The organism is Paracoccus sp. J39 (assembly GCF_000518925.1).
GTDB lineage: Bacteria > Pseudomonadota > Alphaproteobacteria > Rhodobacterales > Rhodobacteraceae > Paracoccus.
Genome location: NZ_JAEN01000002.1, coordinates 209,846 through 223,072, shown reverse-complemented (window position 1 = coordinate 223,072; position 13,227 = coordinate 209,846). Strand labels below are relative to the sequence as shown.

Here is a 13,227-nt window from a genome sequence, read left to right as displayed (position 1 = left end):
AAGTCCGCCCGCGAAAGGCCACCGATGACCGATTCCAAAGCCCCGCAGACCCGGTTCCGGGTGGCCCACCTGAACCCGCGCCAGCCGACCGGTTTCGCGCTGGCCCCCGATGCCGCGGCGCGCGCGGCGCTGGCGGCCGAGCTGGGACTGAACGCCCTGCCCCGGCTGCGCTTTTCCGGCAGCATCCGCGCCGTCTCCAGCGACGCCTGGGAGGTGACGGGCACGCTTGCCGCCCGCGTCGTGCAGCCCTGCGTGGTGACGCTGGCCCCGGTCGCCACCAGCCTGCAGGAGGAGGTGCATCGCCTGTTCTCGCCCCATGCCGCCGCCCCCGAGGGCGACGAGGTCGAGATGCCCGATGACGAGCTCGAGCCGCTGGGGCAGTTCATCGATATCGAAGCGATCATGGTCGAGGCCCTGGCGCTGGCGCTGCCGCTCTATCCGCGCGCCGAAGGGGCCGCGCTGGACGCGCCCGAACCCGGGCCCGCGGCCGAGACCCGCAAGCCCTTCGCCGGGCTCGCGGACTTGTTGAAACACCCGAAGAACGAATCGTAACCTAGGCGGAACGCTGGGTTATCTGCCAGTTCGGCGAAATCTCGGGTCCCAGGTTCAGCGGCGCCAGCATCCCCTGGCCCAGGATATGATCGGCGGCCTTCTCGCCGGTCATGATCGAGGGCGCGTTCAGGTTGCCATTGGTGATGCGCGGAAAGATCGAGCTGTCGGCGACGCGCAGCCCCTCGACCCCGATCACCCGCAGCTCGGGATCGACCACCGCCATGTCGTCGTCCCGCCGGCCCATGCGCGCCGTGCCGCAGGGGTGAAAGGCCGACTCGGCATGCTCGCGGATGAAGGCGTCGATCTGATCGTCGCTCACCACATCCTCGCCGGGCTGGATCTCGTAGCCCTTGTATTCCGCAAACGCCGGCTGCTCGAAGATCTCGCGGGTCAGCCGCACGCAGGCGCGGAACTCGGCCCAGTCGTCGGGATGCGACATGTAGTTGAAGCGGATCTCGGGCGCCTGTTTCGGATCGGCCGATTTCAGCCGCACCGTGCCGCGCGACTTGGACCGCATCGGCCCGACATGGACCTGGAAGCCATGCCCCTCGGCCGCCGCCCTGCCGTCATAGCGCACGGCAAGCGGCAGGAAGTGATACTGGATGTCCGGATATTCCACCCCGGCGGCCGAACGGATGAAGCCGCAGCTCTCGAACTGGTTCGAGGCGCCCAGCCCCGTCCCCGTCGCCAGCCATTGCGCCCCGATCGAGCCTTTCCCCCACAGGTTCCAGTGCTTGTAAAGCGTGATGGGCTTGGTCGCGGTATATTGCATGTAGACCTCCAGGTGATCCTGCAGGTTCGCCCCCACCCCGGGCCGGTCCGCCCGAACCTCGATGCCATGTTCGCGCAGGTGGTCCGCCGGCCCGATCCCCGACAGCATCAGCAGCTTCGGCGTGTTGATCGAGCTGGCCGAAAGGATCACCTCATGTTTCGCCCGGAACACGTTGACACCGCGGGTATTCCTGACCTCGACGCCGACCGCGCGGCCATCCTCGAAGACCACGCGCTGCGCCAGCCCGCGCCGCAGCCGCAAGCGGCCGGTGGCCTGCGCCGGGCGCAGATAGGCATTGGCGGCCGACCAGCGCCGGCCTTCCCAGATCGTCGCCTCCATGGCGCCGAAACCCTCCTGCCGGGCGCCGTTGTAATCCTCGGTCGTCGGATAGCCGGCCTCGCGCCCGGCGCGGATGAAGGCGTTGAACAGCGGGTTCTTGCGCGAGCCGCGGGTCACATGCAGCGGCCCCTCGGTGCCGCGATAGTCGCTGACCGCGCCATGCGAGCTTTCCATGCGCTTGAAATAGGGCAGCACATCGGCATAGGCCCAGCCGTCGGCGCCGCTCTCGGCCCAGAAGTCGAAATCCCGGGCATGGCCGCGCACGAAGACCATGCCGTTGATCGAGGACGAGCCCCCGACCACCTTGCCGCGCGGCGTCACCAGCCGGCGCCCGCCCAGATGCGGCTCGGGCTCGGACGAAAACCCCCAGTCATAGCGGCGCATGTTCATCGGATAGGACAGCGCCGCCGGCATCTGGATGAAGGGCCCGACATCGCTGCCGCCATATTCGATGATGTCCACCCGCTTGCCGGCCATCACCAGCCGATAGGCCAGCGCGCAGCCGGCCGAGCCGGCGCCGACGATGACGTAATCCGGGATCATGCCCTGACCTCCTGCACCGCCCTGCGGGCTTTCTCTGTTTTCCAAATACCCATGCCCACCGCGCCACAGGCGCGGCGCCGATCAATAGGGCGCATCGACGCCTCCCATGCCGACATAGACCGATTTCAGCTGCGAATAATGCTCGATGGCCGCGGCCGAGTTCTCGCGGCCGATCCCCGACAGCTTGACGCCGCCGAAGGGCGCCTCGACCGGGGTCAGGTTATAGGCGTTGATCCAGGTGGTTCCGGCCTGCAGCGCCGCCGCCATCCGGTGGCCGCGCGCCAGGTCGCGGGTGAACACCCCCGCCGCCAGCCCATAGGGCGAGGCGTTGGCGCGGGCGACCACCTCCTCCTCGGTCGCGAAGCCCAGCACCGACATGACCGGGCCGAAGATCTCCTCGCGCACGATCCACATCTCGTCCGAAGCATCGGCAAAGACGGTGGGCGGGACAAAGGCGCCCTCGCCCGGGCCGCCGCAGACCAGCCGCGCGCCCTCCTCGCGGCCGCGGGCGATGGCGGCGCGGATCTTCGCCGCCTGGGCCGGGCTGACGATGGGGCCGTGCTGGGTTTCCCCGTCCAGCGGATCGCCGATCCGGACCTTCGCCACCCGCTCGGCCAGCCGGTCCAGGAAGGCGGGCAGGATGCCTTCCTGCACGAAGACCCGGGTGCCGTTCGAGCAGATCTGCCCCGAGGAATAGAAATTCGCCAGCATCGCCGCGCCGACCGCATCCTCGAGGCTGGCGTCGTCGAAGACGATCAGCGGCGACTTGCCGCCCAGTTCCATGGTGACATGGCGCATGCCCTCGGCCGCCGCGGCATAGACCTTCTGCCCGGTCGCGACCGAGCCGGTCAGCGAAACCTTGGCGACGCGCGGGTCCGTGACCAGCGCCGCCCCGACCGCGCCGCGTCCCTGCACGACGTTGAAGATGCCGGCCGGCAGCCCGGCCTCGGTCAGGATCTCGGCCAGTTTCAGGGCGCCCAGCGGCGTTTCCTCGCTGGGCTTGAAGACCATGGCATTGCCCATGGCCAGGGCCGGCGCCGCCTTCCAGCAGGCGATCTGGCTGGGATAGTTCCAGGCGCCGATGCCGGCGCAGACCCCCAGCGCCTCGCGGATCGTATAGACGAAATCCCCGCCCAGCGGGATCGCCTGCCCGGTCACCGTCGGCGCCAGCCCGCCGAAATATTCCAGCGCATCGGCGCCCGATGGCCAGTCGGCCACCCGCGTCTCCTGGATCGGTTTGCCGGTGTCCAGGGTTTCGAGCCGCGCCAGTTCCTCGGCCCGCTCGCGGATGATCTGCGCCGCCCGGATCAGCACCCGGCCGCGCTCGACCGGGCGCAGCGCCGCCCAGGCCGGCTGGGCGGCGGCGGCCGCGGCGGTGGCGCGGGTCACCTGGTCGCGGGCCGCCTCGCGCAGATGCGCGATGACCTCGCCGGTATAGGGGTAATGCACCGGCAAGGCCTCGCCCTCGCCCTCGACGAAGGCGCCGTCGATATAAAGGCTTGCGGCCGGTTGCGCGTCATGGCTCATGGCAACACCTTCTCCAGATAATCCAGCGTCATGCGTTCGGCGGCGGCGGCATCGGCCTCGTTGGACAGTGCCGCGCGCAGGTAAAGCCCGTCGATCAGCGCCCCCAGCGTGCGGGCGATGCGTTCGGCCCCCGCGCCGGCCAGCGGCCGCAGCGCCACCAGCAGGTTCGAGCTGAGCCGCCGGTGATAGACGCGCAGAAGCCGCGCCGCCTCGGGCTCGACCAGCGCCAGCGCATAGAAGTTCAGCCAGGCGGCGATGGTGTCGCGCTCGAAATTGGCGCCGTCGAAACTCGCGGCGACGATGGCGTCCAGCCGCTGGCGCGGGGTCACCGCCCCCTTCAGCGCCGCCCGGGTCGAGGCACCGTATTGCGCGAGGATATGCCGCATCGCCGCCAGGAAGATCCGCTCCTTCGAGCCGAAATAGTGATGCGCCAGCGCCGAGGACATGCCCGCCTCGCGCGCGATCTGCGCCACGGTCACGTCCAGAGAGCCCGCGCGCCCCACGGTGGCGATTGCGGCGTTGATCAGCGCCGCCTTTCGGATAGGTTCAGCACCAAGCTTGGGCATGACAGGACACCGTTTTGCCGTTTCGTTCGAAAATTCGCGCAAGAGACCCGCATCTGGCAGATCTTTGATTGACTCGTCAATCAATAAAAGCCTTAATTGACTCACCAGTCAACAAACCAGGGAGATAAAGATGACATTTCGCCGCACCGCCGCAGCTCTTGCCGCCGGGTTGGTCGCATCGCTCGCCACGACCGGCATTGCTGCGGCAGAAGAGCCGATGGCGTGCCGCAAGGTCGTCTTCTCGGATGTCGGCTGGACCGATATCACCGCCACCACGGCGCTGGCCACGACCGTGCTGCAGGGGCTGGGCTACCAGACCGAAATCAAGATCCTGTCGGTGCCGGTGACCTATACCGCGATGGCCAAGGACGATGTGGACGTGTTCCTGGGCAACTGGATGCCGACGATGGAGGCCGATATCGCCCCCTATCGCGAGGCCGGCACGGTCGAGATCGGGCGCACCAACCTGACCGGCGCGAAATACACTCTGGCGACCAACAAGGCCGGGGCCGAGCTCGGCATCGACGACTTCGGCAAGATCGCCGCGCAGAAGGACGCGCTGGAGGGCAAGATCTACGCCATCGAGCCCGGCAATGACGGCAACCGCCTGCTGCTGGAAATGGTGGCCGAGAACAAGTTCGACCTCGGCACCTTCGAGGTCGTCGAAAGCAGCGAACAGGGCATGCTGGCACAGGTTTCCCGCGCCGACGCCTCGGGCAAGCCGGTGGTCTTCCTCGGCTGGGAACCGCATCCGATGAACGCGCAGTTCGAGATGACCTATCTGGCCGGCGGGGACGATGTCTTCGGCCCGGATTTCGGCGGCGCGCGGGTCGATACCAACACCCGCACCGGCTATGTCGAGGAATGCCCGAATGTCGGCAAGTTCCTGCAGAACCTGGAATTCAGCCTGCCCATGGAGAACGAGGTCATGGGTCTTATCCTGAACGACGGCGAGGCCCCGGCCGACGCGGCGCTGAAATGGCTGAAGGCCAACCCGGACGCGGCGAAGCCCTGGCTGGCCGGCGTGACCGCGGCGGATGGCGGCGATGCCGCCGCGGCCCTGGACAAGCTCCTGTCCCGGTAAGGGGCCGGCCCTTGCCCGCGCCGTCCTGTTCATGGGACGGTTCCATCCACCCTGACCGGGACCAGCCGCCCGGGGTCCCGGCACCGCGTCACCCCGGCGCATGCCGCCCCCCGAGCCCCGATCATCCCGCACGGCAGAAAGAAAGGGACGCATGGACCAACTGACTGCACTTCTGACCGATACGAAGATCCCGGTGGGCAGGACCGCCAAGGCGATCTTCGACTGGCTGAACGCCAATGCCGCATTCATCTTCAACGCCATCTCGAAGCTGCTCGACGGGCTGATCAACGGCATCCTGAGAATGCTGGAATTCCCGCATCCGCTGATCTTCACCCTGCTGGCCGTGGCGCTGACCTGGGCCCTGCAGCGCAACTGGAAGACCTGCCTGCTGGTGGGGCTGGGCTTCCTGTTCATCCTCAACCAGGGCTATTGGGACGAGACCATGCAATCGCTGACGCTGGTGCTGTCGGCCTGCGTGGTCTGCATGGCGATCGGCGTGCCCATCGGCATCGCCGCCGCGCACCGGCCCCGGCTCTATGCCTGGATGCGCCCGGTGCTGGACCTGATGCAGACGCTGCCGACCTTCGTCTACCTGATCCCGGCCATCGTCTTTTTCGGCATCGGCATGGTGCCGGGGCTGATCGCGACGGTGATCTTCGTGCTGCCGGCCCCGATCCGGCTGACGCATCTGGGCATCAGCTCGACCCCCAAGGCGCTGGTCGAGGCCGCCATCGCCTTCGGCGCCACCCCGCGCCAGCTGCTGTGGAAGGTCGAGCTGCCCTCGGCCACCTCGCAGATCATGGCGGGGCTGAACCAGACCATCATGCTGTCGCTGTCGATGGTGGTGATCGCGGCGCTGGTCGGCGCCTCGGGCCTGGGGGTGCCGGTGGTGCGGGCACTGAACAGCGTGAACACGTCGCTGGGATTCGAAAGCGGCTTCATCATCGTGGTGGTCGCGATCATGCTGGACCGGATGCTGCGGGTAAGGGGGCACGATGACTGAGCGCATGGACGCCGCGCGCAACGCGGTCGAATTCGACAACGTGAACATCGTCTTCGGCGACGCGCCCCAGGCCGCGCTGCCGCTGATGGACCAAGGGCTGGAACGCGGCCCGATCAAGGCCGAGACCGGCCAGGTGCTGGGCGTGCACAATTGCTCGCTGGCCGTGCGCGAGGGCGAGATCCTGGTGCTGATGGGGCTCTCCGGCTCGGGCAAGTCCACGCTGCTGCGGGCGGTGAACGGGCTTAACGCGGTCTGCCGCGGCGAGGTGCGGATCTGGGACGGCGACCGCATGGCCTCGGTCACCAAGGCCTCGGGCGCCGAGCTGCGCCGGCTGCGGCGCGAGCGCATCGCCATGGTCTTCCAGCAATTCGGCCTGCTGCCCTGGCGTTCAGTGCGCGAAAACGTGGGCCTCGGGCTGGAACTCGCCGGCATCCCCGCCGCCGAACGGCGCAAGCGCGTCGATGCGCAGCTGGCCACCGTCGGCCTGACCGAATGGGCCGAGCGCAAGGTGGGCGATCTCTCGGGCGGCATGCAGCAGCGCGTGGGCCTGGCCCGCGCCTTCGCCACCGAGGCGCCGATCCTGCTGATGGACGAGCCCTTCTCGGCGCTCGACCCGCTGATCCGCAACCGGCTGCAGGACGAGCTACTGGAGCTGCAGGAGCGGTTCCGCCGCACCATCGTCTTCGTCAGCCACGACCTCGACGAGGCGTTCCGCATCGGCAACCGCATCGCGCTGATGGAGGGCGGCCGCATCGTGCAGGTCGGCACCGCGCGCGAGATCATCGCCAATCCGGTCAATGCCTATGTCGAGGATTTCGTCGCCCACATGAACCCGCTGGCGGTGCTGACCGCCGAGGACATGGCCGAACCCGGCGATCTGGCGGGCGAGCCCATCGACCGCGAGACCCCGGTGCGCGAGGTCATCCAGATGATGACCGAAACCGGCGCCGATGCGCTGGCCCTGCAGGGCGGCGGAAAGGTGACGCGGCAGGGCATCATGTCCCGGCTGGTCTCGCGGCGCGGCCAGGGCGGCGGCGCGGTCGAACACTGAACCATCCCCTGTTGCAGCAAGACCATGGCCCGCCCCGCAATCTCCGCGGGGCGGGTTGCCTCGAATCGCGCGATGTGCCTATCAAGGGCCCTGTTCCGCAACCTCGACAGAAAGGGCACCGGCATGACCACCATTCCCGCCGCTTCGGCCGCCGCCTTTCGCGGGGTGAACCGACGCCAGGACCGGCGTTGACGGAACCCGTTCAGGGCATCCCTCTCCGGGACTGAGCTTCCCCATCTTCGCCGCCGGCCGACGCCCCGCGATGTCGCAGGGGCGCTGTCCGTCGCCTTTTCGACCATCGCAACATGAGGGCCGCACCGTGCAGAACGGGCGGCTGGACAGGATGACCCTTGCAACCATCCGTGCCGCGCGGGAGCTCCGCGCGCCCCTGGACGAACTGATCGAGACCCACGGGCTGCTGCGCGTCAGCCTGGCGCTGCTGCGCGCCGCCCTGCGGCGGGGCGGCAGGCGGCCGCCGCCGGTCCACACGCTTCCCGACCACCTGCTGCGCGACATCGGGATCGAGCCCGAGCGGCGCGGCCGGAACTACTGGGACCTGCGCTAGTCGCGGGTCGCGCCGGGCGGCGGGGTGACCAGGCCCCGCCGCAGCCGCGCCTCGCGCCAGGTGATATAGCTGATCGCGCCGATCATGAGAGCGCCACCGACCAGCACCCACAGGTCGACCGGCTCGGCAAAGACCAGCGCGCCCAGCAGGCTGGCCCAGATCAGCTGCAGCAGCGTCACCGGCTGCGTCACCGTCAGCGGCGCCGAGACGAAGGCGCGGGTCATGGCGTAATGCCCGGCCGTGGCGAACAGCGCGGTGCAGGCCAGCACCGCGCATTGCAGCAGGCTGGGCGGCACCCAATGCAGCGCCGCGATGGGCGCCAGACCGATGCAGACCGTCAGCGACATCATCGCCACCACGACCGAGGCCGGCACATGCTCGGACAGCCGCTTGGCGACCAGGTAGGACAGGCCGAAGGTGACCGAGGCGCCGAGCTGCGCCAGGTGGCCGGGCTCCAGCGCCCGGATGCCGGGCCGCAGCACGATCATCGCCCCCGCCAGCGCCACGGCGATGGCCAGCGCCCGCCGCCAGGACACGCGCTCGCCCATCAGCAGCGCCGCGCCGACCGTCACCACGATGGGGTTGAGAAAGCCGATGGCGGTGACCTCGGCCACGGTGATGCGCGCCATGGCATAGAACCACAGGATCACCGCCAGCACATGCAGCCCGCCGCGCAGCGCGAACAGCGCCCAGATGCGCGGGGTGAAGCCGCGCCGCAGCGCCGGCCCCAGGGCCGGGACCAGCAGCAGCAGGCCGAAGGCGAAACGGATGAAGGCCCCCTCGGCCGCGGGCAACGCCTCGCCCAGCCAGCGCACGGTGCCATTGACGCCCACGAAGCACAGTCCGGCCGCCAGCATCCAGAAGATGCCGCTCAGGTCGCTGCGTGTCTTGGCTGGGCCCTGCGTCATCCTGCCGCCATGCCCTGTCGCCCGGCCGGGCGCAAGGGTCAGCCGTTCAGCACCAGTCCCAGCGCGATCGACCACATCACCAGCCCGACCAGCCCGTCCAGCACCCGCCAGGCCAGCGGCCGCGCGAACAGGGGCGACAGCCAGCGCGCGCCATAGCCCAGCGAAAAGAAGAAGATCACCGAGGCGGACACCGCCCCGGCGACGAAGCCCGATTTGTCCTCCCATCCCGCCGAGATCGAGCCGATCAGCACCACCGTATCCAGCCAGACATGCGGGTTGAGCCAGGTCAGCGCCGCCAGCACCCCCAGCGTGGCGGCCAGGCCGGCGGCCCCCTGCCCGGCCCGCAGGCTCTCGCCGCCCCGCCATGCGGCGCGAAAGGCCCGCGCGCCATAGGCCAGCAGGAACGCCGCCCCGCCCCAGCGCATCGCCTCCAGGAACCACGGCGCGCGGGCGGCCAACGCCCCGGCGCCCAGCACCCCCGCGGTGATCAGCACCGCATCCGACAGCGCGCAAAAAGCGCAGGTCGCCAGCACATGACGGCGCATCAGCCCCTGCTTCAGCACGAAGGCGTTCTGCGCCCCGATGGCGACGATCAGCGACAGGGCGGTGCCCAGACCGGCAAGATAGGCATGCATGCAGCTCTCCTTTCGTCCCGTCTTGCCGACACGACCGCCTTCAGGCAAATTCAAAATCATTACCTAGATTAAGGCTGGCTTCATGCTCGACTATGCCGCGCTCAGCGCCCTGTCCGAGATCATCCGTCGCGGCAGCTTCGAAGCGGCGGCCGCGGCGCTCGGCGTCACGCCCTCGGCGGTCTCGCAGCGCATCAAGGGGCTCGAGGAGCGGCTGGGCCAGGTGCTGATCCATCGCGGCCCGCCCGCCACCGGCACCCAGACAGGGCTGCGGCTGATGCAGCATCTCGACCAGGTGCGGCTTCTGGAAAGCACGCTCGCGGCCGGGCTGCAGCCATCCGCCGGCCCGGCGGTGCTGCGGCTGGCGGTGAATGCCGACAGCCTCGCCACCTGGTTTCCGCCGGTGATGGCGGCGCTGCCGGTGCTCTACGACCTGGTGCTGGACGACCAGGACCATGCCCGCGACTGGCTGCGGCAGGGCCAGGTCTCGGCGGCGATCAGTTCGGACCCCGACCCGGTGCCGGGCTGCGACGCGCTGCCCTTGGGCGCGATGCGCTACCAGGCGCTGGCGACACCGGATTTCCTCGCCCGGCATTTCCCGCACGGCGTGACCGAACCCGCCCTGCGCGCAGCCCCGGCGATCATCTTCAACGCCAAGGACGCGCTGCAATCCCGCTGGGCCGAACAGGCCACCGGCCGGCGCCTGCACCTGCCCGGCCACCGGATCCCGGCCTCGGAACCCTTCGCCCGCGCGGTGGAGCTCGGCCTCGGCTGGGGCATGATCCCGGAAAGCATGGCCGCCCCGGCGCTGCGCCAGGGCCGGCTGCGCCCGCTGGTCCCCGGCCTGCCGCTGGACGTGGCGCTGCATTGGCACGTGCAGCGCGCCATGGCCCCCGCCCTCGCCCCCCTGACCGCCGCCATAAGAAAAAGGGCCGCAGCAGAACTGCGACCCTGACTTCTCTGTTTGCCAAATACCCCCGCCGGAGGCGGAAGCTCAAAGCTGCGCCGCCACATCCTCGGGAATGTCGAAATTCCCGGTGACGTTCTGCACGTCGTCGTCCTCCTCCAGCGCGTCCAGCAGCTTCATCAGCTTCTGCGCCGTCTCCAGGTCGATCTCGGTCGGCGCCTGCGGCTTCCAGATCAGCTTGGCATGCTCGGATTCGCCCAGGCTGGCCTCCAGCGCATTCGAGACTTCGGCCAGGTCGGTGTCCGAGGTATAGATCCAGTGCCCGTCCTCGTCGCTCTCGACATCCTCGGCCCCGGCCTCGATGGCGGCCAGCATCACCGTGTCGGCATCGCCGGCATCAGGCTTGTAGAGGATCTCGCCCTTGCGGTCGAACATGAAGCTGACCGAGCCGGTCTGCCCCAGGTCGCCGCCGTATTTGGTGAAATAGCTGCGCACGTTGGACGCGGTGCGGTTGCGGTTGTCGGTCATCGCCTCGACGATGATGGCGATGCCGTTCGGGCCGTAGCCCTCATAGCGGATCTCGTCGTAATTCTCGGCATCGCCGCCCTGCGACTTCTTGATGGCGCGGTCGATCACGTCCTTCGGCATCGAGTTCGACTTGGCTTCCTTCACCGCTAGGCGAAGGCGCGGGTTCTTGTCGGGGTCGGGGTCGCCCATCTTGGCGGCGACGGTGATTTCTTTGGCCAGTTTCGAAAACAGCTTCGAGCGCAGCTTGTCCTGCTTGCCCTTGCGATGCTGGATATTGGCCCATTTGGAATGGCCTGCCATGGTATTTCCCAGAATTTGGATATGTGCAGCGGCTTTTAGTCAGCCGGGGGCCGGGCCGCAAGCATTACGCCCGATTCCGGACGATCTCGGCCAGCACATAGAGCCGCAGCGCCGTGGCCAGCCCCACCTCGGGCGGGCGGGCTGCGTCGATCTCGGCGATCAGCGTCGCGGTGGTGCGGCCAGCGGCGCGGGCCAGTTCGCGCAGCTCGCGCCAGAAGGCATCCTCGAGGCTGACCGAGGTGCGGTGCCCGCCGATGGTGACCGAGCGTTTGACCGGCGCGGACATCGGCGGCAGCGCCAGGGGCATCAGCTCAATCATCGCCATGCCCGGGATCCTCGCGGCGGTGCTGGTCCAGATGCCGGGCGGCCCGCGCGACCGCGTCCTCCTCGGCCAGCCTCTGGGCCTTGCTGCGGCCGAACCTGGCCGCATTCTCCTCGCCCTGCCGGCGGGCGGCGTCGCGGGCGGCGTTCTTGCGCGCCGCCCTCAGGTTGATGACCTTGCCGGGGCCGGTCACATCAGTCCTCGGGACCGATCATCTGCTCGGGGCGGACGATGCGGTCGAAGGTCTCGCCATCGACGAAGCCCAGCGCGATCGCCTCCTCGCGCAGCGTGGTGCCGTTCTTATGCGCGGTCTTGGCCACCTTGGTCGCGTTGTCATAGCCGATGGTCGGCGCCAGCGCCGTCACCAGCATCAGCGATTCCTGCATCAGCTTCTCGATGCGCGGGATGTTCGCCTCGGTGCCGACCACCATGTTGTCGGTGAAGGACCCCGCCGCATCGCCCAGCAGCTGCATGGATTGCAGCACGTTGTAAGACATCATCGGGTTGTAGACGTTCAGCTCGAAATGGCCCTGCGAGCCGGCAAAGCCGATGGCGGCGTCATTGCCCATGACATGGGCGCAGACCATGGTCAGCGCCTCGGCCTGTGTCGGGTTCACCTTGCCCGGCATGATCGACGAACCCGGCTCGTTTTCCGGCAGGATCAGCTCGCCCAGGCCCGAGCGCGGGCCCGAGCCCAGCAGCCGCATGTCGTTGGCGATCTTGAACAGGCTTGCCGCCACCGTCTTCAGCGCGCCCGAAAAGAACACCATCGCGTCATGCGCCGCCAGCGCCTCGAACTTGTTCGGCGCGGTGACGAAGGGCAGATCGGTGATCTCGGCGATCTTGGCGGCGATGGCCGTGTCCCAGCCCTTCTTGGTGTTCAGCCCGGTGCCGACGGCGGTGCCGCCCTGCGCCAGCTCGTAGATGTCGCCAAGCGCCAGCTTCACCCGCTCGATGCCCTTGGCGACCTGATGCGCATAGCCGCCGAATTCCTGGCCCAGCGTCAGCGGCGTGGCGTCCTGGGTATGGGTGCGGCCGATCTTGATGATATCCTTGAATTCCTCGGACTTCGCCACCAGCGCCTTGTGCAGCTTTTCCAGCCCCGGCAGCAGCACGTCGCGCGCCTGCATGGCGATGGCGACATGCATCGCAGTCGGGAAGGTGTCGTTCGAGGACTGGCCCATGTTCACATGGTCGTTCGGATGCACGGGCTTCTTCGAGCCCATCTCGCCGCCCAGGATCTCGATGGCGCGGTTCGAGATCACCTCGTTCGCGTTCATGTTCGACTGCGTGCCCGATCCGGTCTGCCAGACCACAAGCGGGAAGTTGTCGTCGAACTTGCCGGCGACCACTTCCGAGGCCGCCTGCACCATGGCCTTGCCGATCTCGGGGTCCAGCTTGCCGCTGGCCATGTTCACCTCGGCCGCGGCCTGCTTGATCACCCCCAGGGCGCGGATGATCGCCACCGGCTGCTTCTCCCAGCCGATGGGGAAGTTCTGGATCGAGCGTTGGGTCTGCGCGCCCCAATACTTGTCGGCAGGCACCTCCAGCGGGCCGAAGCTGTCGGTCTCGGTGCGGGTGGTCTTGGTCATGGCATGCTCCCTCACGGTGTTGTGGGGGTTCTAGGC

15 protein-coding genes are annotated in these 13,227 nt (G+C 68.5%); 6 read left to right on the top strand and 9 right to left on the bottom strand.

Going from position 1 to position 13,227, the window contains the following annotated elements:
* Positions 1 to 24 precede the first annotated feature (24 nt).
* On the top strand, positions 25 to 552 hold the full coding sequence (locus L632_RS0103045) for a DUF177 domain-containing protein (RefSeq protein ID WP_028712581.1): 528 nt from the start codon (positions 25 to 27) through the stop codon (positions 550 to 552).
* Position 553: 1 nt separating this feature from the next.
* Here L632_RS0103045 and betA read toward each other — a convergent pair whose 3' ends face one another.
* The 3 genes from betA to betI form a co-directional block, all read right to left on the bottom strand.
* Positions 554 to 2,206: a choline dehydrogenase gene (betA, locus tag L632_RS0103040; protein WP_028712580.1), complete on the bottom strand. Its 1,653-nt coding sequence runs from the start codon at positions 2,204 to 2,206 to the stop codon at positions 554 to 556.
* A gap of 81 nt (positions 2,207 to 2,287) precedes the next feature.
* The gene (gene betB, locus L632_RS0103035) at positions 2,288 to 3,733 is read right to left on the bottom strand and encodes a betaine-aldehyde dehydrogenase (RefSeq protein ID WP_028712579.1); all 1,446 of its coding nucleotides are present in this window, start codon (positions 3,731 to 3,733) and stop codon (positions 2,288 to 2,290) included.
* Positions 3,730 to 4,299, bottom strand: a complete 570-nt coding sequence (gene betI / locus L632_RS0103030) for a transcriptional regulator BetI (RefSeq protein WP_028712578.1) — start codon at positions 4,297 to 4,299, stop codon at positions 3,730 to 3,732. Before betI ends, betB begins: the two co-directional genes overlap by 4 nt.
* A gap of 130 nt (positions 4,300 to 4,429) precedes the next feature.
* On the opposite strand from betI, the gene choX reads away from it, so the two are divergent.
* From choX to L632_RS0103010, 4 genes are all read left to right on the top strand, one after another.
* Complete coding sequence (gene choX, locus L632_RS0103025) at positions 4,430 to 5,383, top strand: choline ABC transporter substrate-binding protein (RefSeq protein ID WP_028716345.1); 954 nt, start codon at positions 4,430 to 4,432, stop codon at positions 5,381 to 5,383.
* Positions 5,384 to 5,534: 151 nt separating this feature from the next.
* Positions 5,535 to 6,386 carry a choline ABC transporter permease subunit gene (gene choW, locus L632_RS0103020; protein WP_028712576.1) on the top strand — a complete coding sequence of 284 codons (852 nt, stop codon included), beginning with the start codon at positions 5,535 to 5,537 and terminating at the stop codon, positions 6,384 to 6,386.
* Complete coding sequence (choV, locus tag L632_RS0103015) at positions 6,379 to 7,437, top strand: choline ABC transporter ATP-binding protein (RefSeq protein ID WP_028712575.1); 1,059 nt, start codon at positions 6,379 to 6,381, stop codon at positions 7,435 to 7,437. The genes choW and choV overlap by 8 nt, the downstream gene beginning before the upstream one ends.
* Positions 7,438 to 7,780: 343 nt before the next feature.
* Entirely contained in the window at positions 7,781 to 8,002 is a 222-nt protein-coding gene (locus tag L632_RS0103010; protein WP_028712574.1) for a hypothetical protein, read from the top strand.
* Here the strand turns inward: L632_RS0103010 and L632_RS0103005 are convergent.
* Together L632_RS0103005 and L632_RS0103000 are read right to left on the bottom strand one after the other, a co-directional pair.
* On the bottom strand, positions 7,999 to 8,910 hold the full coding sequence (locus L632_RS0103005; protein ID WP_028712573.1) for a DMT family transporter: 912 nt from the start codon (positions 8,908 to 8,910) through the stop codon (positions 7,999 to 8,001). The two genes, L632_RS0103010 and L632_RS0103005, sit on opposite strands and share 4 nt — an antisense overlap.
* A gap of 38 nt (positions 8,911 to 8,948) precedes the next feature.
* Positions 8,949 to 9,545: a LysE/ArgO family amino acid transporter gene (locus L632_RS0103000; RefSeq protein WP_028712572.1), complete on the bottom strand. Its 597-nt coding sequence runs from the start codon at positions 9,543 to 9,545 to the stop codon at positions 8,949 to 8,951.
* 82 nt (positions 9,546 to 9,627) lie between these two features.
* On the opposite strand from L632_RS0103000, the gene L632_RS0102995 reads away from it, so the two are divergent.
* Complete coding sequence (locus L632_RS0102995) at positions 9,628 to 10,497, top strand: LysR family transcriptional regulator ArgP (RefSeq protein WP_028712571.1); 870 nt, start codon at positions 9,628 to 9,630, stop codon at positions 10,495 to 10,497.
* A 39-nt stretch (positions 10,498 to 10,536) separates the two neighbouring features.
* Here L632_RS0102995 and L632_RS0102990 read toward each other — a convergent pair whose 3' ends face one another.
* From L632_RS0102990 to fumC, 4 genes are all read right to left on the bottom strand, one after another.
* Complete coding sequence (locus tag L632_RS0102990) at positions 10,537 to 11,277, bottom strand: YebC/PmpR family DNA-binding transcriptional regulator (RefSeq protein WP_028712570.1); 741 nt, start codon at positions 11,275 to 11,277, stop codon at positions 10,537 to 10,539.
* 64 nt (positions 11,278 to 11,341) lie between these two features.
* Positions 11,342 to 11,602 carry a ribbon-helix-helix domain-containing protein gene (locus L632_RS0102985; RefSeq protein ID WP_371255954.1) on the bottom strand — a complete coding sequence of 87 codons (261 nt, stop codon included), beginning with the start codon at positions 11,600 to 11,602 and terminating at the stop codon, positions 11,342 to 11,344.
* The gene (locus tag L632_RS0102980; protein ID WP_028712568.1) at positions 11,589 to 11,792 is read right to left on the bottom strand and encodes a DUF4169 family protein; all 204 of its coding nucleotides are present in this window, start codon (positions 11,790 to 11,792) and stop codon (positions 11,589 to 11,591) included. Before L632_RS0102980 ends, L632_RS0102985 begins: the two co-directional genes overlap by 14 nt.
* A gap of 1 nt (position 11,793) precedes the next feature.
* Positions 11,794 to 13,191, bottom strand: coding sequence for a class II fumarate hydratase (fumC, locus tag L632_RS0102975; RefSeq protein WP_028712567.1), 1,398 nt, complete (start codon positions 13,189 to 13,191; stop codon positions 11,794 to 11,796).
* Between the last annotated feature and the right edge of the window lie 36 nt (positions 13,192 to 13,227).

What these genes read in the sequence shown, in the direction of transcription:
- L632_RS0103010 (WP_028712574.1), top strand. Translation starts at nt 7,781, where the DNA reads ATGACCCTTGCAACCATCCGTGCCGCGCGGGAGCTCCGCGCGCCCCTG.
- L632_RS0103045 (WP_028712581.1), top strand. Translation starts at nt 25, where the DNA reads ATGACCGATTCCAAAGCCCCGCAGACCCGGTTCCGGGTGGCCCACCTG.
- L632_RS0102995 (WP_028712571.1), top strand. Translation starts at nt 9,628, where the DNA reads ATGCTCGACTATGCCGCGCTCAGCGCCCTGTCCGAGATCATCCGTCGC.
- betI (WP_028712578.1), bottom strand. Translation starts at nt 4,299, where the DNA reads ATGCCCAAGCTTGGTGCTGAACCTATCCGAAAGGCGGCGCTGATCAAC.
- L632_RS0103000 (WP_028712572.1), bottom strand. Translation starts at nt 9,545, where the DNA reads ATGCATGCCTATCTTGCCGGTCTGGGCACCGCCCTGTCGCTGATCGTC.
- L632_RS0102985 (WP_371255954.1), bottom strand. Translation starts at nt 11,602, where the DNA reads ATGGCGATGATTGAGCTGATGCCCCTGGCGCTGCCGCCGATGTCCGCG.
- choX (WP_028716345.1), top strand. Translation starts at nt 4,430, where the DNA reads ATGACATTTCGCCGCACCGCCGCAGCTCTTGCCGCCGGGTTGGTCGCA.
- choW (WP_028712576.1), top strand. Translation starts at nt 5,535, where the DNA reads ATGGACCAACTGACTGCACTTCTGACCGATACGAAGATCCCGGTGGGC.
- betB (WP_028712579.1), bottom strand. Translation starts at nt 3,733, where the DNA reads ATGAGCCATGACGCGCAACCGGCCGCAAGCCTTTATATCGACGGCGCC.
- L632_RS0102990 (WP_028712570.1), bottom strand. Translation starts at nt 11,277, where the DNA reads ATGGCAGGCCATTCCAAATGGGCCAATATCCAGCATCGCAAGGGCAAG.
- betA (WP_028712580.1), bottom strand. Translation starts at nt 2,206, where the DNA reads ATGATCCCGGATTACGTCATCGTCGGCGCCGGCTCGGCCGGCTGCGCG.
- L632_RS0103005 (WP_028712573.1), bottom strand. Translation starts at nt 8,910, where the DNA reads ATGACGCAGGGCCCAGCCAAGACACGCAGCGACCTGAGCGGCATCTTC.
- fumC (WP_028712567.1), bottom strand. Translation starts at nt 13,191, where the DNA reads ATGACCAAGACCACCCGCACCGAGACCGACAGCTTCGGCCCGCTGGAG.
- choV (WP_028712575.1), top strand. Translation starts at nt 6,379, where the DNA reads ATGACTGAGCGCATGGACGCCGCGCGCAACGCGGTCGAATTCGACAAC.